Raw genomic sequence first — 25,994 nt, 5'->3', positions numbered from 1 at the left:
ATTCGCGTTGTTACTGCCAGGCTACACATCCACATTCAAGACCACGTAGCCCGGATGCAATGTCATGGAATCCGGGAGGTGGGTAAACAGTGAATATTCGGGCATACTTTAATCCCGGCATTCGCTGCGCTGCTGCCGGGCTACACATTCACGTTCATGACCCTGTAGCCCGGATGGAATGTCATGGAATCCGGGGGGGGAGTAAACGGTGGATATTTGGGCATGCTTTTATCCCGGCATCCGTGTTGCTGCTGCCGGGCTACACATCCACGTTCATGACCCTGTAGCCCGGATGCAATGCAATGGAATCCGGGGGGTGATGGATACAGTGAATATTCGGGCATGGTTTAATCCCGGCATTCGCGTTGTTACTGCCAGGCTACACATCCACATTCAAGACCACGTAGCCCGGATGCAATGTCATGGAATCCGGGGAGGTGGGTAAACAGTGAATATTCGGGCATGCTTTTATCCCGGCATACGCGTTGCTGCTGCCGGGCTACACATTCAAATTCATGTTCAAATGTAGGACCCTGTAGCCCGGATGGAATGCAATGGAATCCGGGGGGTGTGGATACAGTGAATATTCGGGCATGGTTTAATCCCGGCATTACACATTCAAATTCATGTTCAAATGTAGGACCATGTAGCTGGATGGCTCTTGGTCAATCATATTCACCGGTGGGTTTCGGATATTCGTTATACATTGAAATCGCCGATTGGGGGGGTGCTTAGCAACTGTTTTAAACAACGGATGCCGCTAAGCATCTGTTCTGGATCATTCACTGACCCGATAGAGATCCGGATCGCCGGGAGCACATGGCCTGCGGGGAGTGTGAAATTCTCCGCCGAGGAGACGATGACATTTTGCTCTTGAGCCGCTTGTACAAAATCACTTAAGCGCCAGCTGTCGGGAAGTGGCAACCAGAAATGCAGTCCATTGGGATGATAATGGGGTGTAAATGGTTGGAGTGTATCGAGAACCATCTGAGAGCGCTTTGCGATCTCGTGGCGGATATTTGCGACGATCTGATCCATACTTCCTGAACAAATCAGTTCACAGACCAGCGCAGATAGCAACGGGCTCATCATCCAACTGTGATTTTTTAAGGCGATTTCCAAACGAGCATAGAGCCGGGCGGGGGATTGGATATAACCAACCCGTAACCCCGGTGCACAGCATTTAGAAAATGCCCCCAGATGGATCACTTGTTCCGGAGCCAGATTGAGGAATGGTTCGGGGGGATGATCGGGCAGTAATCCACTGACATCATCTTCGATAATTAATACATCGTGTTTTTTACAGATCGCAATCACCTCGAGTCGTCTGGAGCGAGGCATGATGGCCGTCGTTGGATTTTGGAGCGTGGGAATTAAATAGATCAATCGGGGATGATAGTGCTGGCATGCCGCATCGAGCGATTCGGGAAGGATCCCATCATCGTCCATTTCAACGCCTCGGAGTGTCAATTTTTTATGTCTGGCCAAACTGAAGAGTCCCGGATAGGTGAGCTTTTCGGTCAGGATGGTATCGCCTACATCAGTGAAGGTATCCAGTACCATCTGAATGCCGTGTTGTACTCCAGATGTAAATAACATTCGTTCGGGTTGGATTGCTCGCCCCTGTTGCTGGAGCCATTGCGCAACAATTCGGCGGTGCGATTCAATGCCGACCGGTTGTTGGTAGGTTAAAAATTGATCCAGCGAAAATGTTGTATCGGATAAAGCCTGCATGGCTTTTTTGAAATAATCGCTCTGGTCTATCAGTGGTGGCATGTTATAGCCAAAATGGCACTCCTGTTGAGGATCGCCAGTCGTGTATTCAAATTCCCAGTAGCCTTTTTGTTTATCGACGACATAAGTCCCGGCCCCAACTCGGGCTTCGATTAACCCTCGTCGTTCTGCTTCAGCATAGGCTCGGGTGATCGTTCCGACGGTCACCCGCAAGATGTCAGCCAGAGCCCGGTGGGTCGGCAATTTCTCATTAGGATGCAGTAATCCCTGTTCGATCTGCTGAGCCAATTGATCAGCGATCTGTTTATAAAGCGCTTGGGGTGAATGTTTTTCAACCTCTATTCTTGAAATTGTCATGGTGACAATAAACCTTTTGTGCTTATTTAAATCTGTTGATAGCATAAAAAATAGCGATAAGGAATATAAAACCGTTATTTTTTAAAATTGTATCGATACAATTTATAGTTCAAATACTTCTAGTACTGAATATGCTCTCTTCTATCATGGTAAGGATACTGGTAAATGATTTTCTTAGATCAACCCTATGTTTCTGATTTTTTAATCGATACGCTGCAAAAGAACTCGTTGGCCGTGGTGGACACGGCAGCATTAGACGCCTTTAAACTCCCGGAATCATTAAATAGGATCAGTGAAGAACAGGCCATTTCTCGGGCTACGGCCCCTGAGCCAGAGCTGATTTATACGATTTCTGAGAATTCCATCGGATGGATCGCAGAGCACTTAACGGCGACCTCTCTGCCGCAGCAAATCGAACGATTTAAAAACAAAGTTAAATTTCGGTCATTATTACAACCGATGTACCCAGACTTTTATTTTAAGGCGATCACGTTGGCTGAATTAGAGCAGCTGGATATCGAGGCTCTGCCGATGCCATTTATGATCAAACCCGCGGTTGGCTTTTTTAGCTTGGGGGTTCATAAAGTGTCGAAGGCTGCCGATTGGAATGCTGTAAAAGCTGCTATTCAAGCTGAAAGTTCTCAAAGTCAGCAGCTATATCCTGCCGAAGTAGTCAATGAGAGTATCTGGATCATTGAACAATGTATTGAAGGTGAAGAGTTTGCCATTGATGCTTATTTTGATGCGAACGGCGAGGCCGTTATTGTCGGGATGTTTCAACATTTGTTTGCGTCGGATAGTGATGTCAGTGATCGGGTGTATGTGACATCAAAAGCGATCATTGAGCGTTATCGGCAGCCTTTTACGGAATTCTTAAATCAGATTAATGCGTTCACACAGGTGCGCAATTTCCCGATGCATGTCGAGCTGAGGCGGAGTGAACAATGGGGGCTAATGCCGATAGAGGTCAACCCCATGCGCTTCGGTGGATGGTGTACAACTGCGGATGTGACCCATCTGGCTTATGGTTTTAATCCCTACCTTTACTATTTTTCACAGCAGCGACCGGATTGGGAGAGCCTTCTGCAAGATAAAGCCGGTAAGTTGTACAGCATCATCGTGCTGGATAATTCAACCGGTATTGATGGTGCGGCTATAGCGGCATTTGATTATGAAAAATTGCTGAGTCGTTTTGAACATCCTCTGGAACTGCGGCGGATCGATCATACCCAATATCCTGTTTTTGGATTTCTATTCACCGAGACGTGCGTTGAAAATAAAGCGGAGCTGGAGTTTATTTTACGATCTGATTTAACAGAATTTGTGACATTACATCACTTATGACTTGATTGGCGTCGATAGCTTTAATGAACCCATCGATGTTTATCTTTAGTATTGCTGGTACTTATGCTCGCAAGAGACCATTATAATTTGAATGGGTCTACGTTATCCCATTTATGATGGGATAACGCTTGTATTATATGTAGAGGGTGGATATTTCTAATTTAGATAGTAGTTTTAATTGACTTAGATGTTAAATAATCATGATATTTTTTGATAAAAATACAGACTAAAGGAACGCATATAATATATGTTCCAATAAATGTAAATAATTCCATATTTGTAAATATATTTTTAGTTATATTTAAATATAAACCTAATATGGAATCAATAACATAATTAATGGCAATTAAAATCAGAATACTAGGCGAGAATAAATGTTTTTCATATCCATATGAATATAGCGTTAACAATATAAGAATATCAGATATTGTTGAATATACATCCTTCCATGAAAAAGTGTTTCTTATTTCATTAAATGAAATTGAAATACTGATCATGAGTAATACTATAATTACCCATAGAACTATTCGTATGTTACGAGGTTTTATCACCACCACACTCCAATATTTAACTGTCTAGGATCATCTGGTAAAGAGAGAAAATCGCTTTTATTTTTGAGATATTCTTTGCGAAAATTGTTTCGTCTTGCTCCAAAAGGAGGCAATGTTTCCAATTCTTGGATGGCTCGCTGAATGTCTGGATCATTAAAACTTGCTCCATTTTGGAGGGCCTTTTTCGCTAATGGTACAATTCCTTCATAGGCTCTTTCAGCATCTTTCATTCCTGAAATTTGCCCATAAACAGTACCCGTAAGAGTCCATAATAATTTTAGTGCTTGTAGCATGATTCATTTTACCTGAATTAATCGATATATAAATATGAGTTATGCAGTTAGGGGTAAACGCCAATCGTCAGAGCCTGACGTTCCGGCAATGTTATGACTCCAATCTATTTTTCTATAACTCATTGATACCTCAATTATTTGAGTGAAATTCCGATCACGTGGCTCTTGGCAATGAGGCATATATGTATCAATATCTAAAATGAGTTAAATATCAATACTAGCTGGGCGTGCTTTAGAGTATCAAAGGCGACTGTCAGTATTCATTAAACTTGAGAAAGGTCCATTTATGCTCATTTGGATTTAATCATGTGTTTTATCAGTTAATTGGGTTTAAAAAAATGTCATAAAATATTTTTGCACATATGTGCAATCTGAAATATGAATGTCATAAACGGCTCTTATGATGCGTCCATCAAATCAATTTAGATCATGAACACAGGACGCGATTTTGCAGACATTCTTAACCTATCCCCCGAAAGCGGGTAAATGGAGTCGGCTGAAGCACACGCTTGCAAGAATGCGCTATGAGCCTGCCAATTTATTGGGCTTCTTATTAGTATTGCTGTTCGCCTATCTGATCTTAGCACCTGTCATTTCCATTTTATCTGATGCGGTCATTGTGCACAGTGGCGATGCTTTGCGGACCCAGGCCGATACTGGAAGCTGGACCGGGTATTATCTGGGGCGTACGTTAATCTCCCGGATGTCGCAGCTATTGCTGTGGACGCCTCTGATGAATACGCTGGCGGTTGCGCTGGCGACGGTCTGCGGAACATTAGTCCTCGGGGTTAGTTTGGCCTGGCTAGTCAATCGAACCAATATTGCTGGCCGCAAATGGTTTGTCAGTGCGCTGGTGGTACCGTTTATGCTGCCTTCATGGACCTTTGCGCTGGCCTGGAAAACGATATTTAAAAACTCATTGGTCGGGGGACAGCCCAGTTGGCTCTCCGGATTTGGGATCGAAACGCCCAACTGGTTAGCTTATGGCTACTTGCCTCTGGTGATCATCTTAATCCTGCACTTTACGCCGCTGGTGTTTTTAATCGTCGGCAATGCACTAAAACGCTTTGATAGCCAGCTGGAGGATTGCGCTCGAGTGCTGGGGGCTTCTCGATTTACGATTACGATGCGGGTGATTTTGCCACTGATGCGCCCGGCATTGATGTCGGCTTCACTGCTTATTTTTGCGGATTGCATCGGTGAGTTTGCCATTCCGTATATTCTGGGATTACCGGTTCATTTTAATACCCTCTCGACTCAACTTTATCGGGCTCTGGACTCTCGTCAGAACGGTGTGGCTGCGGTGATCGCAGTGGTGATTATGCTGATGGGGGTGATCACATTGCTGCTTGATCTGAAGCTGATGCGAGAATCGAAACGTTTTATCACCGTTGGGGGAAAAGGGAGTCTAAACCGACATCAACCTTTAGGCCGCTGGCGTTATGTGGCGGCACTGCTTCCTGCCGGATTCATTAGTGTCGGAGTGGTGATCCCGCTGATAACGCTGTTCCTATCGACCATCATGATTTTGCCGGGCCGTTTTAATGCCGCAAACTTTACCTTCGATTATTGGATTGGCCATCACCTCCAAACGGTGGCGATACACTCGGGGATTTTGTTAACGCCGGACTTTTGGCGAGCGCTTTGGAATACATTGCTCATTGTGGGATCTGCGTCGATTACGGCCGGTATTTTAGGCTTGCTGGTGGGATATGCGGTCACTCGCAGTGCTTTCCCAATGGTCGCTACATTTATCCGCCAAGTGACGTTTATGCCTTATCTGGTCCCGGGGATTGCTTTTGCCGCAGCTTTTCTGTCGCTGTTTGCAACGGCACATGGCCCGGTTCCGGCACTGTATGGAACGCCGATCCTGCTGGTGATTGCACTGATTGCTGAAAAGATGCCTTATGCCAGTCGTTCCGGAATTGTCGCGATGACTCAATTGGGTAAGGAAAGTGAAGAAGCGGCTCGGATTAGCGGGGCTAATTGGTTGACCCGGATGATCCGCATTGTGATCCCTATCCAGATAGGTCCTCTGATGACCGGCATTTTACTGCCGTTTATCTCCGGGATTAAAGGGGTGAGTTTATTCATTGTGTTGGCCATTCCGGCCACCGATGTACTGACCACCTATTCACTACGCCTTATCGATTACAACTATGATCAAGCTGCCAATGCGGTCGTGCTGATGATTGCCTTGCTGGCATGGGGTGGCACCCTGCTTATTGGCAAAATTTCCGGCAACGGTCTGGCCGACGGTTTGGAGAATTAACATGCCTTCTATTACTTTAAATCAATTGACGAAAACCTATGCCGGAGCGGCTCAGCCAGCGGTAAAACCGTTGAGTTTACAAGTTGATGATGGTGAGTTTTTATGTCTGTTGGGGCCTTCCGGATGTGGTAAGAGTACGATTCTGCGCATGATCGCTGGGATCGAATCGATCAGCGGCGGAGAAATTTCTATTGGCGATCAAGTGGTCGATTCGGTTGCTCAAGGCTGCTTTGTTCCTCCGGAAAAACGACATATTGGCTTAGTTTTCCAAAGTTATGCACTTTGGCCACATATGAGTGTGGCTCAGAATGTTGAGTTTGGCTTAAAAATTCAAAAGATAGCGACGGCCGAGCGGCAGCGTCGTTGTCAGGAAGTGATGGAAAAACTGCGTATCGCTCAATATGCAGATCGCTATCCCGCGCAACTTTCCGGTGGTCAGCAACAGCGAGTGGCACTAGCCCGAATGTTGGCGATTAATCCGGCGGTTTTATTGCTGGATGAACCCTTATCTAATCTGGATGCGGCACTGCGTTTGGAAATGCGCTCAGAACTGCGACGCATTCATGAAACATTTGGCACCACCATCGTTTTTGTCAGCCATGATCAGTGGGAAGCGATGACGTTAGCCACCACGATTGCGGTGATGAGTGAAGGCCAGTTGCAGCAGGTCGGAACACCTAACGAAATTTATGAGCAACCCGCGAATCGATTTGTTGCTGAATTTATTGGCCATCCCCGGATGAATACCATCGAGTTGGATCAAACTGGTTCGGCGATCACTCAGCATCTACATCAGCGCTTTTGCCAATTAGATGCGGCCATGGCCGCGATTCGCCCCGAAGCAATCGAACTGACCGAGACCCCAAGCAGCGATGCGCTTGCCATGACAGTCACCGCGGTCATTCCCACCGGAGGAAGTTGGATTATTGAGCTGACAAGCGGTGAAGATCAGCTGCATATGACGACCAGTAAACCCCCGCAGTGGCAGGTGGGAATGGGAGTTTATAGCCGATTACCGACTTCGGAACTGCATTTTTTTGATGATCAGGGAAACCGGAAAGCGAGCCCCAATGCGGTGGTCGCTTTACCTCCCAGACCCGTCCCACATGCGCATCAGATGCGTTCATCTCTTTAATGATTGGAGCAAAAGGAACAAGCTATGAATTTATCTCGACACTTCTGTTTAGGTACGCTGGCTACGGCTGTCTTGCTTGGAAGCTCGGCGGCACACGGAGCGAGCGATGATTTACAGACATTGATAACGCAAGCCCGACAGGAAGGTGCGCTGACCGTTTATGCCTCGACCGGTAAGATCGTGAAACAGGCTCGAGAATTCAGCGAGAAATATGGGATTAAGGCCGTCGGTGTGAAAGCGAAAGCGCCACAGATTATTGAGATCATGAGTCGAGAAGCCAAAGCGCATAATGTGAAGACCGATGTGGCTTTGCTTGAAGATACGCCAGCGGCGATCACGCAGCTACTGAATCCCGGTGCCGTGGTCAGTTATGTTCCGGCCGATATGCAACATAAAATCCCACTGCGTTATCAGCAGCCGCTGGCCGTCGTGCTGGCTCCAAATGTAGTCAGTTATAACACGGCGCATCACCAACAGTGTCCGATTACAAATCTATGGCAACTGACGCTGCCTAAATGGAAAGGACATGTTGCGATGCAGGATCCGACCGGTAAACCGGCTTATACTGATTGGTTTAATCAGATGGCGACGCACTATGATCAGCAGATGCGGGATGCTTATCAGCAGCAGTTTGGTCAGAAACTCGTGACACATGAGCACAGTGCCATGGCGGAATTTGTGAAGCGACTGGCAGCGAACCGGCCGTTATTGACTCATTCTGATACCAATGCAGCCGCGGCAATTGGTGCTCCGGATGCAAAACAGGATTTTGTCGGATTCATATCAACCGCTAAATTTCGTAAAAATAAAGATGGAATGAAACTCGGATTGTGCGCAGGCTTAAAACCGTTTATGGGCTGGAAATATCCAAGTCTGGGCGTGATTGCTAAAGGTTCTGCACATCCGGCCGCCGCTAAATTGTTTATCCATTATTTATTAACCCAGCAGGGGATCGCGCCACAAACGGTAGACGGTAAAATGTCGACGAATCCGGATATTTCATTACCTGCAAAAGAAGCCTCAGGGATCGGCCGCTACCGTAATCAGTTGATGCCGTTTCATATGGATACGGCGAGCTCGGACTGGCAGCAACGTCAGGACTGGCAAGATCTCTGGAATTTAAGTTACATGCAGTAACTTTGAAATGAATAAAGTTCGATAGGAATTAAACTTGAACGATTATCAGATAGCACAGCGCGAAGTCGCATTAAAAGCCATTATTTTGGCCGCCGGTGAGAGTGCCTTGCAGCACTTTGAATCTCGACCTGCGGGGAGCTTTACCTTAAAAGGAAAACAGGATTTTTTAACCGAAGCCGATGGTCTAGTTGAGCAGCAGATCCGTCAGGCCATTACGGAGCAGTTTAGTAATGACCAGTTATTGGGTGAGGAGCGTGGGACTAGTACTACTCATTCGGATTTTTTATGGGTCATTGATCCAATTGACGGTACCGCTAATTTTGCTCGGGGAATTGCTCATTTTTGTATCTCGATTGCAGTCGTTTTCAATGGTGTCACCGAATTGGGGGCAATTTATAACCCGGTGAGTCAAGAGTTGTATTTGGCCCGAAGAGGGGGTTACGCCCATAAAAACGGCCAACTGTTGCAGGCGGCATCAACGGAAAGACTAGATTGTGCCAGTTTTGAGCTAGGTTGGTCCAACCGGCTCCCTCGGACTCGTTATCTGCAGGTGATGGAATCGATGTTGGAGGCTGGTGCGAATGTTCGACGTAGTGCTTCGGGTGCTTTGGCTCTGGCTTGGGTCGCCGAAGGGCGCAGTGATGGTTATATCGAATTGCATATGCATGCCTGGGATTGTCTGGCTGGTTTATTGTTGGTTCGAGAAGCCGGAGGAGTTACCGGAACCTATCCGCAGAACACAAATGCGATTTTCGAGGGTGGCCCCGTGTTGGCGGCAGCACCGAAATTGGCGCGCACCTTGTCGCAGATCAGTGCCATTCAGCTGATGAATGAACCGCTCACTCTATCAGAAAAACCGGTTAAAGCGGGCTATCCTCGTCCGGCGATTAGTTTGATTGAATCCGATTTGCCCGGGTGGGATCTCGATATTTATATCGGGGGATCGACGGGAGCGACAGATTTAGCGTTACTGGCACAACATCAGATTAAAACAGTGATTAACTGTGCGGTGAATCTCGATATCGATTGGGTGAGTGAGAGCGGTAAAGACTCTGCACCGCATTTGCTACGTCATGGCAGTGGAGCCGTGCGTTATTACAAATTGGGATTAATTGATGGCCCGGGAAATACACCAGAAATTCTGTATGCCGGTTATCAGCTGATGCGTTCGGCTTTGTTGTCGCAGATGCCGGATAAACCCTCTTATCGGAACCGGGATCGCGGGAATGTGTTGGTGAACTGTCGGGGTGGGCGCAGCCGTTCGGTTATCTTAGTGGCGCTGTTTCTTCATCTGGAATGTCCGGCACGTTATCCGACGCTGGATGCTGCGATTGCTCGAGTTCGGCAGCAGCGGCAATTGCATCCCGATGAATGGTTCGAAACTCCTAAACCGGAGTTGATCCAATTGGCTCAGAATGCCATAACGATGCATCGCACGTTACAGCGTTCAGCGTTAAAAGCTATCCCGGTAGATGAATTGCCCCCAAGGAGTCACGGTGGCTCATTCTGATCAAACGCCGCGAGTGGCTACAGCAGCTGAGGTGGCTAAATTAGCCGGGGTCTCTCGCTCGGCTGTGTCCCGGACATTTACGCCGGGCAGTAGTGTGTCAGCGGTGACTCGGAACAAAGTTTTGGCTGCCGCTGAGCAACTGAATTACCACGTGAATATGCTGGCACGTGGTTTATCTAAAGAAGCCAGCCGCCCGATTTGTATTCTGGGGGGAAAATTAAATGCCCCCTATCAGGCGAGTTTACTCGATCAGCTGACGCAAAAATTACAATTGGCGCAGCGAGCAGTGATGGTCATTAATACCGCGGGCGGTGAGCAAAGTGCGGATGCGGCACTGAAACAGACGATGAATTATCGAGCCGCCGCGACTATTGTGCTTTCGGGAACACCACAAGCGTCGCTGGTGGAAAAATGTCTCGAAAGTGGTCAGCAGGTAATTTTGATCAACCGGATGGGGCAGTTTGAAGGTGCGGATCATATCGGCATCGATTATACGACCACGATGGCAGATGCTTATCATATGTTGACCCGAGCGGGTTGTCAGCGGATCACGGTCGTTTCTTCATCGGAGCAATCACCCAGTATGGTGCTGCGGGAGCGTAAATTTTTAGAAGCGGCTGAGCTTAGCGGAAATCAATGTCAGCTGTTGCGCCCGGGACCCACCACCTATCAGACAGGGGCTGCGATAGCCCGTGAATTACTCGCGGGAAGTCATCGCCCCGACGGTGTGTTTTGTGTCACGGATTTGGTGGCCTGTGGTTTTATTGATGTGGCTCGTCATGAATTTGGCCTAGCGATCCCTCGTGATTTATGTGTGATTGGTTTTGATGACATTGAACAAGCGAGTTGGGGCGGTTATCAGTTGACGACTTTTGCTCAGCCACTGGAGCAGATGGTGGATGCAATTGCAAAATTACTGGATAAGGATGGCGATGCGCATCACGGTGAGCAGAATTTGTTTCTGGCACCTCCGGTATGGCGAAAAACGGTTCGCTCCGGAGCATGACTTTTCATTTTATTCATTGAGGAACTTGATATAGAGAGATTAGAGCGTATTCAATAATTAAAATATAAATAAATCAGAATAAACTTATTTTTGTCGAATTTATTTTTGAGGACTTCGTTTGCCCTAAATTTGAATTCAATTTAATTAAAATATCATTTAATGCAGTTATTACCATGCAATTGATTAGTTAATTAACAATTAAAGGAATAATGATGAAACTATCTCTATTAGTCGCTATGGCAGTCGTTGGCTTAGGCAGTTTGAGTTATGCTAACGCAACAACATTAAATTATGATCACAAATATAAAGATGTTGAACAATCGAATAAAGATGAACTTGAAATTACTCACCAATTTAAGTTCGGGTTAAAAGCAGCATTAAAATTAGCATTTGTTCCGCATGAAAAAAGTAATGGAGATGCCGGTTCTGCCTTTAAGGATGATCGCTGGGATGAAACCGAAGTTGGCTTAAGTTATCCATTCGATGTCACAAAGCATTTTTCTTTAGAACCCGGAACTAAGCTCGATCGGGCTCGGGATGAGTACAAATATAAGCCATTTTTAACATTGGGGTATTCTTTTGATAGCGGTACATCACTGTCGGGGCGTTATCGTTATGAAATAACCGACTATACCACCGATAAAGATACTAAGAAGACCCATCGTATTGACTTAGGTGTCAGCCAGAAATTTGGTAAATTTAAAGTAGGCTATACATTTGTTTATTTTGATAGCAATGCAACATTATTTGATAATAAAGAGCAGGATTATGAAAATAAACTGAAGTTCTCATATAAAATCATGAAGTCCTTTACACCTTATATTGTGTTTGAAGATGTATCTGTGAGTAAACATACGGATAAACGACAAACCGAATATAAAGTCGGTTTTACTTATAAATTTTAAGCGGGTAGTTTGATCATGAATTATCGTATAAATAGGTTTAAAGTCGGCGCGATTTTATTGGGGTTGCTGATCCCAGGGGCTTATGCTCAAACTAGCGCAACATGGCAGTTAGATAAAGTTGTGAGTTTAAGCCGGCATGGGGTTCGGCCTCAAACGGATACCGAAAAATTAGACAAGGCAACGGGGTTGCAGTGGCCTCATTTTATCGTGGCGGATGGCCATTTGACTGGGCATGGATATACCGGCATGTGGCAACAGGGGCAGTATTTATTATCCCAGTGGCAACAGCAGGGATTGGCTGTTTCCAACGACTCCTGTCCAAAACCGGATCAATACTTTTTCTGGTCCAGTCCATCTCAGCGCATTAAAGCAACCGCCAAAGCGATGGCTGATGGAATGTTCCCGGGGTGTGGCATTATTCCACCTTCGGTTAAGGCGGAGTATGGCCCGTTATTTGAACTATATCATTTGCATCAGATGCATCCCGATAAAGCGGTGATGCGTCAGCAAATTATGGCGCGTATAGGATCACCTGAACAGGCGAAAGCACGTTATCAGGCTGATGTCGAACGGATTCGCAAAGCGGTTTGTGCTCCCGGAAGCTGTAAATTTTTAGATAAACCATGGGGCGTCAGCTTTAAAGCCACCGGGAAACCGCAGCTGAAAGGGCCGGGTAAGGTCGGGGCAACCATTGGCGAGACGGTCCGGCTTCAGTATAGCGATAACTTAGCGATAAAAGATGTGGCGTTTGGGCATGGCGTGGATGCCGATGCCGTGAAAAGTTTGATGGGGTTACATGCGGCCGAATATAATTTGGTTTTAGATACCCCCGAATTTGCCGCGCACGCGGGATCATTACTGATGCGGCAGATTTTATCGGCGCTGACGGCCAATACGCCTTTACATAGTCGTTATCCCGGCGATGCTAGGTTGCAGCGACCTTTGGTGATGTTCTTTGGTCATGACTCCAATATTGCTGAGATACAGACCATGTTAGGATTCAGTTGGAGCTTAAACGGTTATCCGAGTAATGATATCCCCCCCGGAGGAACATTGAGCTTGGCGCGTTTCCACAATAGCCAGAGTGCGAAAGAATATGTTCGGGTTCGTTTTGAAACGCGTAGTTTAGATCAATGGCGCAAGCTTACCCCTTTAGATAAGCAACATCCGCTGCTTTATCAAGATTTTAATTTTAAAGGGTGTGAACAAACCGAGGTTGGAACGCTGTGTCCGCTGGACGCCGTTGTGCAGCGAGCCGCAAAACTGCTGGTGAAAGATGGACAGCAACTCGCGGTATTTGATACGAAATAAGCATTTTTAAAACAACAGAATCGATAAAGGCTCTGTGTGCGAGAGAATGATCGCCACAGAGCCTTTTTATTGCATTGTGGTATTGGATGGCTGCATAAATGTGAGTTATCTCTCTTTCAGATCCCGAAAAAGACAATACTTGGGTTAAGTCTATTCAATAAGTTGCTAATTACGATATGATAGCCAACCAATTGATACGGCAACAGGATTTCGATGAATATTCAGCTCAGAGCGGCGACAATAGCCGATGCCCCTACCATTTTAAGATTTATTTCAGATTTGGCGCTTTACGAAAAATTGCCACATGAAGTGAAAGCGAGTGTAGAAGACATAGAACAGAGTCTGTTTGGTGATGATGCTACAGCTCATGCTGTGATGTGTCTGGTCGATGGTGAATCGGTGGGTTATGGGGTTTATTTTTATAATTATTCAACATGGCTGGGTAAAAATGGATTGTATTTAGAAGATCTATACGTCGCTCCTGAGTATCGGAAGATTGGTGCCGGTAAGGCTATTTTAAAGCATCTGGCTCAGATTGCGGTCGCTCGGGGTTGCGGACGATTTGAATGGTGTGTTTTAGACTGGAATGAACCGGCGATCGATTTTTATAAATCGATTGGTGCAAAACCTCAGGACGAATGGATTATTTATCGTTTGAGTGGCGAAGCACTCCAATCATTTGCGGCTGAATAAGACTGTTATTTCGTTCATGTTTCCCTATTTATTTTGTTTATTAAATAGGGAAACAATTGTTTTATTTACGACGCTTCATCCCATGGGTTGGGTTTAAAACATACTGAATTGAGTCTGCTTATTTGCAAATTTTTTGTCATATCCGATCACTTCTGAGTGAGAGTTAAGTTATGGGCCCTAAAATTCGCTCTGCAACGTTGCAAGATGTTCAAAATATTTTGTTATTAGGTCGGCAAACCTATAAAGAACATTTCGGTGAACTCTGGAATAATATCGATGTTTTTCTAGATGCAGACTTTACCCAAGAACAAGTCATTCAAGATATTAACTCTCCAGAAAAACATCGTTATCTTTTAGCGTTTCAAGATCAAGTTCTCATGGGGTTTGTAAAATTAAATCTAAATACCCTTTTAGCCCCTCACGTCGACTCCGGAATTGAGTTACAAAAAATTTACCTTCGAAAATCTGGAACCGGTCAGCGACTCGGAGCTGCGTTGATGGAGCGAGTACTACAATTAGCCGCTGAGCTGGAAAGCCCCTATATTTGGTTGGATGTATTAAAATCAAACCAATCGGCACAGAGATTTTATCAGCGCTATCAGTTCGAAATTATTGATGAAATTCCTTATGCCACAGATCGCTATGAAATAGGTATGTATGTGATGTTGAAATCTTAACTTCGGTGATGTTTATGGTTAAAGCTCAGGGAGCTATTTAGTCGTGGTCACGTCATCATTATGAAAAAAACATGTCATGAACGATTGTTAGTCATAATAGATAAAAATTATCTTTTCATGCTATTGTTCAAAAATAATTTAATTGATTCAAATTAAGGTCCATATGTCAGATCAGAAACATTCTGGAGTCGGGATTGCTTCATTTATTATTAGTATCGTTACGGCTGTTTTTTCATTTTTATTTATTCTAATTGCCGGTGTTGTAAGTACATTAGTTCCAGGGGGATTAGATAGGCATTCAGGCGCACTGATACTGATTGGTTTATTTGTGATTATTTTTATTTTTTCAGAGTTAGTCGCGTTGGGGCTGGGAATCGCTGGATTGTGTCAACGAGATCGAAATAAAATTTTTGCGATTCTCGGAACCGTTTTTTCTGTGGTCGCACTGTTGATTACCATGTTACTGGCTTTAATCGGATAGTCACTTGTTATTAGATATGCACGTTGCCTATTTAGAGAGGGCTGGGCGCATGTTGCTGAATGATTTTGGGCCTTAAGTGCGATAGCACATAGCCTCAAACATAAGGGGTAGATATGAATATTTTAATTGGGATGATTAAAGATTAACCATGACTGTACAAAAACACTCTGGCGTTGGGATCGCTGCTTTTGTTATTAGTATTATATCGCTGTTATTTATCTTTTTTTTAATGTTTCTTCTAGGGATCATGACCACTGCGGTTGCTGCACATCGCAGTGCACTATCTACTGGTATTTTATTGATCAGTTTTTTATCTATTGTCCCATTATTGATGAATTTAGTTGCTTTAGGGCTGGGGATTGCTGGTCTGCTCCAGCGAGATCGAAAAAAGATTTTCCCAATATTAGGAACGATACTCTCAGGGATCATCGTGATAAGTCTTTTATCTATGATTGTGCTGGGAATAGTTCATGGCTGATATCGTTTAGGCGTGATTTATAGGCGGCGCAAGTCAACTTAAGTGAGACTTGTAATCGATGCGTCTGATCTCATGAATAGACGCATCTGTGTGGGATTAGAAGGGCATGACGTCGAGCTATTCGTTAGTTACGGCGTTTGATTTTTACGGCAATATCCATCGGATTTCCGGTATAGACAAATGAGGTGACAGCCACATCGATTCCTGTGGCGGCATATTTGGAGATGGATTCGATATTGATCCCACCGGCTGCTGCAATTGCTAAATGGGGAAAGCGGGCTTTGAGCTGAGGTACCCAATCCTGCAATTGAGCCGGAGAGATTTTGTCAAACTGGATGACTCCCACTCCGCATTCTGCCACTTTAATGGCATAGGCCAAATCTTCACATTCGACTACTAATTTGCGTTCTGGCTGCATATCCACGGCTGATTTCAATGCTTTAAACAGCGAAGCTTCATCATTGAAGAAAGTGGAATGATTTTCAAAAAGTAAAAAGCTTTCAGAAAGGCCCAACCGATGAGGTGTTCCTCCTCCGGCTTGTACGGCATTCATACTGAGCGTTTTAGCCCCCGGAACACATTTACGGGTACAGGCAATGACTAAGTTAGGATTGATTTGGCGGCCTCGGCTGACCATTTCATGGGTTCGGGTTGCAATACCTACGGCGTGTTCCATTAGGTTTTGAGCCACTTTCCAACCTGCATGTAAAACACCGGCCGATCCAAAGGCTTGCAAAATTGGGGTACCAGCGGCGACGGTCATCCCATTATCGGCCAAACATTCAACGGTTGCGCCCAGTTGGCGCAGTATCGCCGTAGCTTCATCCAACCCTGCCAGCGTACATGCATATCTGGCACTAAATTCCATCATGGCTGGCTCATTGGCAATGCCCATGACATCAGTTGTTAAATCACTGTAAGGCATGTCCTCACGGATGAGTTGGTCAATCAGTGTATTTGAAATAAACATATTGTTACCTTTTGTTCCTAATCGCAGAGGATCTGTTATGGCAGCTTTTGTACTTATCATTGACAGATATCGTGCGTTATAAATATTGAATTATGGTCTTCGAGGTTTTAAGCGCTTGGCTGTTTCATTCAATCTGTTTGCCCATCATGAACTTATGGCCGACATTTTTCTCAATAGTAAAAAAATAACTAATGAGATAACACCCAGTATCAAACAAAGAATAGAAGCCCGATGAAAATCAGCATCCATGACCGCATTATAAATTTCTAATGAGATAGTATTGGTCCGTCCCTGTAAATTACCTCCAATAATGAGTGTGATCCCCACTTCTCCCAAGGAACGAGCCGCTGCCAGAATGAGTCCGGCTCCCAGTGGTCGTTTTACGGATGGGATAATGACCAGCAAAAATGTTTTAAATTCGTTCTTGCCAAGTGTTCGAGAGGCTTCTGCTAATTTAAATACGTCCCGTTCCATGGCTGATTGCAAGGGTTTAATAACAAGGGGCAGTCCAGCAATAAAAGCCGCCAGAAAGACGGCCTTTTCAGTAAAAATAATATCCGGATGGAGTCCTATTTGGCCGAGTAAGCCATTTCGTCCCAAGACGACCAGTAGAATAAAACCGGTCCCAATGGGTGGAAAAACCAGAGGGAGGGTGATGATAAAATCAAGTATTCCGGTCATTAGATTTTTGCGAGTGGCGAGTAGGTAGCTGAGGGTGACACCAAAAATACAAAGCAATATCAAAGCGACGACACAGGTTTTGGCCGTCAAGATGATAGGCTTGATAAGGCTTGGATCGTTGAAGAGGTCACTTAGAGTCAGCATTATAATCCGTGTTTTTTCACAATGGCTTTCACCGCATCCGATTGAATGCAATGCCGATAGAGTCGGATCGCTTCGGTTTGGGGTTGTCCTTGCAAAATGGCGGATACGATTTCAATGGGGCGATAGCCTGAAGTGAGGGGAATATAGCCACCGATTTTATCCTTAACTTTCTGAATATCGGTCTGATTTGAAAAACCAGCATCGACTTCTCCAGTGACAAGATAGGAGGTGACCTGGGGTACAGTCGAAACCATATACAGTTTATTTTTCACTGATTCCATATGAACACTTTGTAGATATTGCCATCCGGCACGGCCATAGAGTGCTTTTTTAAGATGCGGAATGGCGATTCGTTTGATGGCTGGCTGCAAAATATCTTTAGGCTGTGAGAGCGATAATCCTTTTCGCCAAGCCAGTACTAAGGTTCCTCGCCCCAGAGGATCATAGTTGGCAACGGCAATATGATGGCCGGTAAAAAAGCTTTTGGCTGAAATCACGGCCTGAATTTGCCCAGTAGTTTGAATTTGGGCTTTCATTTGGCCGAAATTGCCAAACGAAGTTTGAATATCCAAGTTATCCTGACGTTTACAAGTTTGAGCAATATCCATGACGAGTTGTCGGTACCCAGCTCCGGCGGTTAATGTGATTTGGGCCGCGCTGGCCGACTCATTGAGCCAGAGCAAAATAGGGGCTAGAAGTAATGATAATAACCGAATTTTCATCGCTGTGTCCTTAGCTGAAAAAGTGGAATGAGATAATTAGGCATACATGGGTAACGTTTCGCTGGGGCTCACTTTGCCGTTCTCGATCAGATAAATTTGAGAGGCGAGTCGCTCGATTTCATCGGCGGCGTGAGTCACTAAAATTAGGCTAACGTTGAGTAATTGAGGGATACGTTCCAGATGAGCCATGAGTTCTTGTTTTCGCTGTGCATCTAGAAACGACATCGGTTCATCGAGCAGTAATAGTTTAGGATTCGATAACAGGGCCCGGCCGATGGCTACGCGCTGGGCTTCCCCGCCTGAAAGTGAGCCAGGAGCGCGGTTGAGTAGTTTACTTAATCCTAATAACTCGACGATATTATTAAACTGGGGGGAGTGGTAGCTGGTCTTCCCTGAAAAGAGCAGATTTCGTTTGACCGACATAAAATTGAAAAGACGCTTATCCTGAAAAATATAGCCGATTTGACGTTGTTCCGGAGGTAAATTAATCCGTTTTTCGGAATCAAACAGTGTCCGCTGTTGCATCACAATAGATCCTAAATCTGGCTTGAGTAAACCGGCCAACATATTAATGATGCTAGTTTTCCCAGCTCCAGAATGACCATATATGGCCGTAATGCTGTGTTCAGGGATCTGCATATCAGCCTGAATATGAGCTGTTCCTAATTGTTTCTGGATATTAATGGTGATCATAGCGGTTAGATGATGATGAATGTCTCATGCGTTATATTTTTTTATATATAGCGAATTGTTCAATTTATACGCGTATTTAGAATGCTGTCAATGCATATTCGAGTATTGTTTTATTGATTGGTTGCTGGAAATTAGCTTGGAGTGATGAACATAACGTACTGTTAACACGATAGTTTGATCACATTTACAATTTATGGGAATAATCAGGAATCCGTATTTTTTAAGATATATTTATCATGTGAAGCTGTGATTATATTTTGAAATGTTGGTTTTTATGCATGAATCTAAAACATAGATCATGATATGGAAATCTAGTTTTTTTGATCATAGATAAGTCGGCGATAACGATTATTTTCGGTTTATTTGGGTGTTTAGTGGGTCGATAGTTTTGATGACTTTCTGTTTTGATTGATTCATATCTATTTGTGAGAGCGGAATTGTTGCAGACTGTTCGCTTAACTTATTCAGCGTCACCGACCGCGTCTTGTTCAAAATGGATTTAATTTGAACAAAATTCAACTATGGAAGGTCAACAGCTCCTAGCGTCGGGTGGTTTTCGTAGGGTATCTCCACGGCGTTGGTTTGGCATCATCTGAATATGGTTCGGGAAATTTCCGTATTCTGATACTGAGTCGTGGGGGCTGGAACATGTAATGTTGTGATTCAACGCTTGAATCGTATAAAACGGCTCCAGACAGATTTGATGTGATGGTTCATTTGGAGATCCGTTCTTGTTTTTTTCAAACAAAAGTTGACAATCGTAAGCTGTACACTATGTACATTTGACCGATTGAATGCGTTAAGCGTTGTTTTTTATGCGGCTTGATGGCGGTTAGAGTTGACTTGCAAAAAGAGGTATTCAGAGAATTTATGGAATATAAATTAGAAATTTATGCGCCAGAGACTGAAGTGATTGCGATTCGGGATGCTTTAAATTTTGTGGGGGCGGGTATTGTAGGCAATTATGATAGTGTGATTGCCGTTGCAAAGGTTTCTTGTTTTTGTCGTCCTAATGAACATGCTCATCCGGTCAATGGTGAGAAAAATCAGATTAATTTTTCCCATGAGGTTCGGATCGATGTCCGTTGTCAGGGGGATCGGGTGGCTGATGCGGTGAAAGCGATCAAACGGGTTCACTCTGGTGAAGAACCTATCATTAACGTTATCGCTCTGGCAAATGATGCGTTTGGTTGTTAAATATTTTGGCCTAACCCATCGATAAAAGACAGTGTGATGGCCGTATCTTTTTAGCGAAGCGGTGTTGTTTCTCTTAAGTTGAATTGTATTTAAAATCCGATAATCGCGGTATCGATACAATAGGAATCACGATTATCGGATGAAATACGCTTAAATTTTGGTCAGATAGTTAGTGCTTGAATACCAGTTCTTTAAGCGGTGTGGTCGGGTGACCGATTAGAGCGCTCAGAGTATGGCTATCGTCGAATAATCCCCCTTGAGAGGCTCCGTTGTCTGAATTGGCGAGCATGGCTGCTAGGGGGGTTGGTAAGCCGGCCCCTTCAAGTGCTTTAATAAAATCAGCTTCCGCTAGATTATGATATGTCACTGGTTTTCCTGAAGCTTCGCTAATCAGTGCGGCTAATTCGGTTAAGGTATAGCTTTCATCTCCGGCTAGCTCATAAACTTTCCCGGCCTGAGGCGCGGTACTGGTGAGTACCGCAGCGGCGGCTTCTGCATAGTCTTCTCGGGCCGAAGAACTGATTTTGCCATCTTGAGCCGCACCGATAAATTGACCAGTTTCAATTGCTGGAGCCATACTGGCCAGATAGTTTTCGGTGTACCAACCATTACGCAGTAACACGTAAGGGATATTCACTTGTTTTAAATAAGCTTCAGTTTCAATATGTTCTTCAGCTAATGCCAGTGGTGAACTATCGGCTTTTAACAAGCTGGTGTAGGCAATCAGTTCAACTCCTGCTTCTTTGGCTGCATCAATGACATTTTTATGTTGAATGGCCCGTTTGCCAACTTCACTTGAAGAGATGAGCAGTAGTTTGGTGACGCCTTGGAGCGCGGTGACTAATGTTTGTGGTTGTGTATAATCGGCCTGACGGACTTCAATGCCTTGAGCTGTAAATGCGGCGGCTTTATCTACGTTACGTGCTAAGGCAACGATATTATGTGCGCTCGTACGTTTTAGAAGATGTTTAATGACGAATTGTCCCAGTTGACCTGTAGCACCTGTAATTGCAATCATGATATTTCTCCTTTCGTGAATTCTTGTTCGTTTGATTGCGTTTAGCTTGCCACTTTATGCAGGGTTTGTATGTCGAGAGTTTTTAGTAAGTCTGTTTAATTTTTTTTAACTATGGAGCGTATAGCTATTTGTTTTCTTATTTAATTTAATCCTAAACACGCCTCGACACCAAGAGGACTGAAAAATAACAGACAAAGCTCAATAGTCTATAGAATTCAACGGCATTTATACCTAATATGGCAGGCGCCGATCCTGTTATATCCTTCCGGTCTGATTGGGACGGACATGCATCGTAGTCGCTCATTCGTTGGGCTTTTACTTTCCTAACACTCTCTATTTGAAAGGATATTATGTTTATTGCTTTCATCTCTGCCATTATGCCCGTTTTTCTCATTGCGATATTGGGGGCATTTTTAAGTCAGCGAACTCACTATCTAGAGGATCCGAATTTACCCCGCTTAATTGTGAATGTCGGTATGCCCTGCCTGTTGTTGCATTCGATGCTGGGGGAGCATCTGGATTTTATGGGAATGGGAAAACTCATTGCTGCTAGTGCGCTAACGCTGGTGGCTATGATCGGCGTTTCGGTGATCGTCATTAAAGTGATGCGGCTGAATGTCCGTTTCTATTTGCCGGTTTTGGTGAATCCTAATACGGGAAATTTAGGGATCCCGATCGCTTATTCGCTGTTAGGTGAGCAAGGTTTGGCTGGTGCGGTGATTATTTCCTCTATTATTGAAATTAGCCATTTTACGCTGGGGATTGGTCTGATGTCCGGCAGTTTGGCTCCGAAACGATTGTTTGCCAATCCACCGGTATTGGCGTTGTTGTGTGGAGGATTGTTACTGGGCTTGCATGTGCCAATCCCCGACTTTCTATTACAGGCCTTTGAGCTGTTGGGGGCGATTACCGTTCCGATTATGCTGTTGATGCTGGGGCGATCTTTGGCTCATATGAAGGTGCGCGAAGCGCGTTGGGGCCAGTTAATGGTATTGGCGATATATCGTCCTGCTATCGGTTTGGGAATGGGATGGACTGCCGCCTGGTTACTTCATTTATCGGCGCTGCATACCGCTAATTTGATGATCGCCTGTTCGATGCCGGTTGCTGTGTTGAATTATATTTTTGCTACGCGTTATAAAGGTCCGGTCAATGCGGTGGCTGGATTAACGTTTTTAACCTTGCCAACAGCGTTTATAGCGCTGATTGTCATTAAACTGTGGGTGATCCATTAGTAAGCGTTGTATCGAGCTTTGATCGCTGAATTTTTGCAAATAAAACGCGCTTGGCATGTGACATGACGTAGTTGTCAGACTCGCTTCATGATTAAGCGGGTTTTGCCTAAGGCGGTGGATAGAGCTAAAGGATTAGGACCGTTTTAGCTTTTGCTTAAACCGGTAGGATGCGATGGTGAGGATGGGATATTTAGATACAAAAAACCGACGAATGTCGGTTCTATAAATGGTACCAGTGGGCGGACTTGAACCGCCACGCCCGCAAAGGCAACGGATTTTGAATCCGTCGTGTCTACCAATTTCACCACACTGGCACATCTTGTTACCAACCACCGAAGTGGTTAAGTGGGGTGAATTATAAGGAGCAATTATCGATAAGCAAGTAAAAATTGTCGGAAAAGCGTAATTTTTTATTCGTTTGATTAAGATATGTTCATTCATGGTTTCTTCTTCATCAATTCATCCTTAAAATGGCCTTCTTTTGAAAAATGAACATGGATTACATATGAAAAACGCAATTCCTGAGTTGCCTGATCGAGTCGGTTTTATGCGGCGGATATTGGCCTTTATTGCAGACACTTTATTGGTCATTGCGTTGGAGCTGATATTTTCAGCGATTGTTTTTGGCGGTGCTTGGATCTTGAATCAACTGGGGATACTGCATATTGAATCGTCTCTGGAACAATATGTCACAGAGCAATCTATTTATCAGCTCTTGGTTTGGGCGATCCTGATTGTTTATTTTGTTTATGGTTGGAGTTATCGCGGGCAAACACTGGCGATGCGTTGGTTGAAGATGCGCGTCCAGAATGTTGATGGTTCTAATATTTCGATCACACAGGCATTAATTCGGTTATTTACATCCATATTTGGCTTGGGAAATTTTACGGTACTCTTTGATCCGGCCCAGCATCTGGCATTCCAAGATCACTGGGCCAAATGTGAGGTGATTGATCTTAGAAAATGTTGAACTTTTGTGATTAGTTTACAGCAATCTAAGTTTGATTGAGGTAAGGCAGGCGTTGTGCCGAGTAGTCATTTTCGACAAATGACGCTTAACGCTGAATAAATCAAGCTCAGAGGCTGCCCTGCGGGGTCAAATAGAGCATTCTGAACGGGGCGCGATACCGTTCAAAATGCGTTTAATTTGAATAAAAATTAGCCACAAAGGAACAACAGCCCCTAGCTCCGTCGTCGGTTAATCATATAGAGGGCTAGGATAAAGAATAAAATACTGGGTCCAACGGCCCCAATCACTGGGGGGAGTTTATAAACCAGACTGAGTGATGCCAGCACTTGGTTGAGAACGTAGAATCCAAAGCCGGTGATGATCCCCATGATGAGTCGTGCTCCCATACTGACGCTTCGTAAAGGGCCAAAAATATAGGATAGGGCTAAGAGCATCATAATGACGACTGTAAATGGCATCATGATTTTTCGCCACATAGCTAGCTGATAAGGGGATGGATCTTGATGGTTTTGTTTTAGATAATTGATATATGAATAAAGCCCGGAAATCGGGAGGTTGAGTGGTGAAACCACAACCACGCCTAATTTGTCAGGGGTCAGTGATGAATACCAGCGGTATTGCCCGAGTTCCTGACGTTGTATTTTCGCATCACTAAATAGTGTCATATTGGCATCGGTCATCATCCAACTGCCGTTATCATAGTGTGCCAGCGGTGCCTGTAATACTTGATAGAGACTGTTATTTTGATCGAAATAATAGACGGTTACATTTCTTAATTCGCTGCCATTACGTACCTGACCTATATTTACGAAACTGCCTTTATCTTTAGCCCAGACACTATTTTGTACAGCGATCATGGCTTCGCCTGATTTTTTGGCTGTGCGCATGGATGTCGCCATCATTTCGGCTTTCGGTGCGATGAATTCTCCTAATAGCATCATAATGATCATCATGGGAACTGCTGTTTTAATCACGGCATTGGCGATATTCCCTTTAGATAAACCTACCGATTGCATGATCACGAGTTCACTGCTGGTGGCTAAATTTCCTAACCCAATGAGAGAACCCAACAGGGCCGCCATTGGGAAGAAAAGTTCCAGCTCTTTCGGGATCGATAAAATGACATACCATAAAGCATCGAGGATTTGATAGTTGCCTTTGCCGACATCGCCCAGTTGATCGACGAATTTGATAATGGCGCTTAATCCTTGCAATGTGATCAGCACCAACATGCTGGTCATCAAAATTGTACGACCAACATACCAATCAATAATCCGAAACACGGCGATCTCCCTTCATGACAGCTTTGATGAATAAGAACTTTTCACTTTTAACGAAATAAAAGCCACCACCGATGGCCAGCATGAGTAGATGGACCAGCCACATGGCAACATACCAAGGCAAATGTCCATCTTCAATGGAAGAGCGTGCGGCACTCATTAATAGGTAGTAACTCAAATAGAGCATGATCGCGGGGAATAGTTTGGCATAACGGCCTTGCCTTGGATTGACGCTGGCTAATGGAACCACCAATAGAATTAACATAATGATCGAAATGGGCATTGCGAGTCGCCACTGTAACTCAGCAATACGGTCATTATCGTGGCTGCCGATAAGTTCCCGAGTGGGAAGAGAGCGGATTTTTCCTCGAGCAACGGCTTCAGTGCGATCCCGTAATTGGACTTTATAGTGACCAAAATGGAGTACCCTAAAATCAAGTCGATTGAGATCCCCCTCATAGCGGGTTCCTTTGGTCAAATCCAGCCACTGAGAGCCATCGCTATCATCTTCTAAATTGCCTGCTTGAGACATGACGACTGAAGGGCGCTGGCCGATTTTAGCTGGACTATGGGCCACAAAAACTTTTTCCATATGGGTGCCTTCCGAGGACATTTTTTCAACGAAGGCTACCGCTTGATTATTTAATTCGACAAATCGTCCCGGTGTAATACTGGAGATCCCACTATCTGCTTTGACATTAGCCATAACCTGTTGTTCCAGGTAATTCACATAAGGCGTCAAGAACAGTGAGTTCCCGGCAGATAGCACCAGCGTGACCGCTCCGATAGCCGCTGTGATCCCCAGTACTTTATTGGGGCTGTATCCACAGGCGAATAAAACGGACATTTCACTTTCAGCGTATAAGCGTCCGTGAGCGAACAGAACTCCGATAAAGAAACTAATTGGAAGGATCAATACCGCCAAATCAGGAATATTCAGGAGCAACAGTTTGGCAACTAGTGCGCCCGGAATGTGTCCATCTGCGGCATCCCCTAAGATCCTCACAAACTTTTGGCTGATGAAAATTAACATCAGTACGACCATTACAGCAACCTGGGTTTTGATGGTCTCTTTGAATAAATATCGAAAAATTAGCACCTGTGGCCCACTTCAAATCATAGTTTTTTACTGGAAAGAGTTAACGATTACGATAAACTCTTTGTTTTGCGAATTTTGCTTTTCGATTGGAATAATAGTCC

General features: G+C 44.6%; 27 protein-coding genes, 1 tRNA gene and 1 pseudogene. 15 read left to right on the top strand and 14 right to left on the bottom strand.

All coding sequences use genetic code 11. The annotated features are described in order from the left end of the window. Positions 1–10: 10 nt before the first annotated feature. The 4 genes from ABUE20_RS02960 to ABUE20_RS02945 form a co-directional block, all read right to left on the bottom strand. Positions 11–148 (bottom strand): hypothetical protein, encoded by a 138-nt coding sequence (locus ABUE20_RS02960; RefSeq protein ID WP_408618342.1) that lies wholly within the window; start codon positions 146–148, stop codon positions 11–13. Then, positions 141–344, bottom strand: coding sequence for a hypothetical protein (locus ABUE20_RS02955; RefSeq protein WP_408618341.1), 204 nt, complete (start codon positions 342–344; stop codon positions 141–143). Before ABUE20_RS02955 ends, ABUE20_RS02960 begins: the two co-directional genes overlap by 8 nt. A 24-nt stretch (positions 345–368) precedes the next feature. Then, positions 369–611, bottom strand: a complete 243-nt coding sequence (locus ABUE20_RS02950) for a hypothetical protein (RefSeq protein WP_408618340.1) — start codon at positions 609–611, stop codon at positions 369–371. A gap of 88 nt (positions 612–699) precedes the next feature. Next, a complete protein-coding gene (locus tag ABUE20_RS02945) occupies positions 700–2,091 on the bottom strand; it encodes an aminotransferase-like domain-containing protein (RefSeq protein ID WP_408618339.1) in 1,392 nt (463 codons plus the stop codon). 165 nt (positions 2,092–2,256) lie between these two features. On the opposite strand from ABUE20_RS02945, the gene ABUE20_RS02940 reads away from it, so the two are divergent. After that, positions 2,257–3,435, top strand: a complete 1,179-nt coding sequence (locus tag ABUE20_RS02940) for an ATP-grasp domain-containing protein (RefSeq protein WP_408618338.1) — start codon at positions 2,257–2,259, stop codon at positions 3,433–3,435. A gap of 547 nt (positions 3,436–3,982) precedes the next feature. Here ABUE20_RS02940 and ABUE20_RS02935 read toward each other — a convergent pair. Both ABUE20_RS02935 and ABUE20_RS02930 read right to left on the bottom strand, forming a co-directional pair. Next, positions 3,983–4,279 carry a hypothetical protein gene (locus tag ABUE20_RS02935; protein ID WP_408618337.1) on the bottom strand — a complete coding sequence of 99 codons (297 nt, stop codon included), beginning with the start codon at positions 4,277–4,279 and terminating at the stop codon, positions 3,983–3,985. A gap of 39 nt (positions 4,280–4,318) precedes the next feature. After that, positions 4,319–4,480: pseudogene (locus ABUE20_RS02930) on the bottom strand (type VI secretion system tube protein Hcp); the annotation flags it as partial. 316 nt (positions 4,481–4,796) lie between these two features. Here ABUE20_RS02930 and ABUE20_RS02925 point away from each other — a divergent pair. The 11 genes from ABUE20_RS02925 (at position 4,797) to ABUE20_RS02875 (ending at position 15,884) form a co-directional block, all read left to right on the top strand. Then, positions 4,797–6,551: an ABC transporter permease gene (locus tag ABUE20_RS02925; RefSeq protein WP_408618519.1), complete on the top strand. Its 1,755-nt coding sequence runs from the start codon at positions 4,797–4,799 to the stop codon at positions 6,549–6,551. Between the two features lies 1 nt (position 6,552). Next, complete coding sequence (locus ABUE20_RS02920; protein ID WP_408618336.1) at positions 6,553–7,686, top strand: ABC transporter ATP-binding protein; 1,134 nt, start codon at positions 6,553–6,555, stop codon at positions 7,684–7,686. Positions 7,687–7,710: 24 nt separating this feature from the next. Beyond that, positions 7,711–8,823 (top strand): ABC transporter substrate-binding protein, encoded by a 1,113-nt coding sequence (locus ABUE20_RS02915; RefSeq protein ID WP_408618335.1) that lies wholly within the window; start codon positions 7,711–7,713, stop codon positions 8,821–8,823. A 34-nt stretch (positions 8,824–8,857) separates the two neighbouring features. Beyond that, positions 8,858–10,333: an inositol monophosphatase family protein gene (locus tag ABUE20_RS02910; RefSeq protein ID WP_408618334.1), complete on the top strand. Its 1,476-nt coding sequence runs from the start codon at positions 8,858–8,860 to the stop codon at positions 10,331–10,333. Continuing rightward, positions 10,296–11,339 (top strand): LacI family DNA-binding transcriptional regulator, encoded by a 1,044-nt coding sequence (locus ABUE20_RS02905; RefSeq protein ID WP_408618333.1) that lies wholly within the window; start codon positions 10,296–10,298, stop codon positions 11,337–11,339. The genes ABUE20_RS02910 and ABUE20_RS02905 overlap by 38 nt, the downstream gene beginning before the upstream one ends. Positions 11,340–11,548: 209 nt before the next feature. Further along, on the top strand, positions 11,549–12,244 hold the full coding sequence (locus ABUE20_RS02900; RefSeq protein ID WP_408618332.1) for a porin: 696 nt from the start codon (positions 11,549–11,551) through the stop codon (positions 12,242–12,244). A gap of 15 nt (positions 12,245–12,259) precedes the next feature. Next, positions 12,260–13,555, top strand: a complete 1,296-nt coding sequence (locus ABUE20_RS02895; RefSeq protein ID WP_408618331.1) for a histidine-type phosphatase — start codon at positions 12,260–12,262, stop codon at positions 13,553–13,555. 213 nt (positions 13,556–13,768) lie between these two features. Beyond that, positions 13,769–14,248, top strand: coding sequence for a GNAT family N-acetyltransferase (locus ABUE20_RS02890; RefSeq protein WP_408618330.1), 480 nt, complete (start codon positions 13,769–13,771; stop codon positions 14,246–14,248). A gap of 170 nt (positions 14,249–14,418) precedes the next feature. Further along, positions 14,419–14,925, top strand: coding sequence for a GNAT family N-acetyltransferase (locus tag ABUE20_RS02885; protein ID WP_408618329.1), 507 nt, complete (start codon positions 14,419–14,421; stop codon positions 14,923–14,925). A gap of 163 nt (positions 14,926–15,088) precedes the next feature. Beyond that, the gene (locus ABUE20_RS02880) at positions 15,089–15,406 is read left to right on the top strand and encodes a hypothetical protein (protein WP_408618328.1); all 318 of its coding nucleotides are present in this window, start codon (positions 15,089–15,091) and stop codon (positions 15,404–15,406) included. Between the two features lie 148 nt (positions 15,407–15,554). After that, positions 15,555–15,884: a hypothetical protein gene (locus ABUE20_RS02875; protein WP_408618327.1), complete on the top strand. Its 330-nt coding sequence runs from the start codon at positions 15,555–15,557 to the stop codon at positions 15,882–15,884. 124 nt (positions 15,885–16,008) lie between these two features. Here the strand turns inward: ABUE20_RS02875 and modD are convergent, their stop codons facing one another. From modD to ABUE20_RS02855, 4 genes are all read right to left on the bottom strand, one after another. Continuing rightward, the gene (modD, locus tag ABUE20_RS02870) at positions 16,009–16,854 is read right to left on the bottom strand and encodes a ModD protein (RefSeq protein WP_408618326.1); all 846 of its coding nucleotides are present in this window, start codon (positions 16,852–16,854) and stop codon (positions 16,009–16,011) included. Between the two features lie 144 nt (positions 16,855–16,998). Then, the gene (locus ABUE20_RS02865) at positions 16,999–17,679 is read right to left on the bottom strand and encodes a molybdate ABC transporter permease subunit (RefSeq protein WP_408618325.1); all 681 of its coding nucleotides are present in this window, start codon (positions 17,677–17,679) and stop codon (positions 16,999–17,001) included. Next, positions 17,679–18,401, bottom strand: coding sequence for a molybdate ABC transporter substrate-binding protein (modA, locus tag ABUE20_RS02860; protein WP_408618324.1), 723 nt, complete (start codon positions 18,399–18,401; stop codon positions 17,679–17,681). The genes ABUE20_RS02865 and modA overlap by 1 nt, the downstream gene beginning before the upstream one ends. Positions 18,402–18,437: 36 nt before the next feature. Further along, on the bottom strand, positions 18,438–19,094 hold the full coding sequence (locus tag ABUE20_RS02855; protein WP_408618323.1) for an ATP-binding cassette domain-containing protein: 657 nt from the start codon (positions 19,092–19,094) through the stop codon (positions 18,438–18,440). A gap of 870 nt (positions 19,095–19,964) precedes the next feature. On the opposite strand from ABUE20_RS02855, the gene ABUE20_RS02850 reads away from it, so the two are divergent. After that, a complete protein-coding gene (locus ABUE20_RS02850) occupies positions 19,965–20,291 on the top strand; it encodes a YqfO family protein (protein ID WP_408618322.1) in 327 nt (108 codons plus the stop codon). Between the two features lie 169 nt (positions 20,292–20,460). Here ABUE20_RS02850 and ABUE20_RS02845 read toward each other — a convergent pair whose 3' ends face one another. Beyond that, positions 20,461–21,309 (bottom strand): SDR family oxidoreductase, encoded by an 849-nt coding sequence (locus ABUE20_RS02845; RefSeq protein ID WP_408618321.1) that lies wholly within the window; start codon positions 21,307–21,309, stop codon positions 20,461–20,463. A gap of 350 nt (positions 21,310–21,659) precedes the next feature. Between ABUE20_RS02845 and ABUE20_RS02840 the strand changes: the two genes are divergently transcribed. Then, entirely contained in the window at positions 21,660–22,544 is an 885-nt protein-coding gene (locus ABUE20_RS02840) for an AEC family transporter (RefSeq protein ID WP_408618320.1), read from the top strand. 227 nt (positions 22,545–22,771) lie between these two features. Here ABUE20_RS02840 and ABUE20_RS02835 read toward each other — a convergent pair. Further along, positions 22,772–22,858: transfer RNA gene (locus tag ABUE20_RS02835), tRNA-Leu, on the bottom strand. Between the two features lie 191 nt (positions 22,859–23,049). Here ABUE20_RS02835 and ABUE20_RS02830 point away from each other — a divergent pair. After that, complete coding sequence (locus tag ABUE20_RS02830) at positions 23,050–23,514, top strand: RDD family protein (protein ID WP_408618319.1); 465 nt, start codon at positions 23,050–23,052, stop codon at positions 23,512–23,514. 212 nt (positions 23,515–23,726) lie between these two features. On the opposite strand, the gene lptG is transcribed toward ABUE20_RS02830, so the two are convergent. Together lptG and lptF are read right to left on the bottom strand one after the other, a co-directional pair. After that, complete coding sequence (lptG, locus tag ABUE20_RS02825; RefSeq protein ID WP_408618318.1) at positions 23,727–24,797, bottom strand: LPS export ABC transporter permease LptG; 1,071 nt, start codon at positions 24,795–24,797, stop codon at positions 23,727–23,729. Continuing rightward, positions 24,781–25,893 (bottom strand): LPS export ABC transporter permease LptF, encoded by a 1,113-nt coding sequence (gene lptF / locus ABUE20_RS02820; RefSeq protein WP_408618317.1) that lies wholly within the window; start codon positions 25,891–25,893, stop codon positions 24,781–24,783. The genes lptG and lptF overlap by 17 nt, the downstream gene beginning before the upstream one ends. Positions 25,894–25,994: the final 101 nt, after the last annotated feature.

This window comes from Celerinatantimonas marina (assembly GCF_046054165.1).
GTDB lineage: Bacteria > Pseudomonadota > Gammaproteobacteria > Enterobacterales > Celerinatantimonadaceae > Celerinatantimonas.
This window is presented reverse-complemented; position numbering and strand designations above follow the sequence as displayed.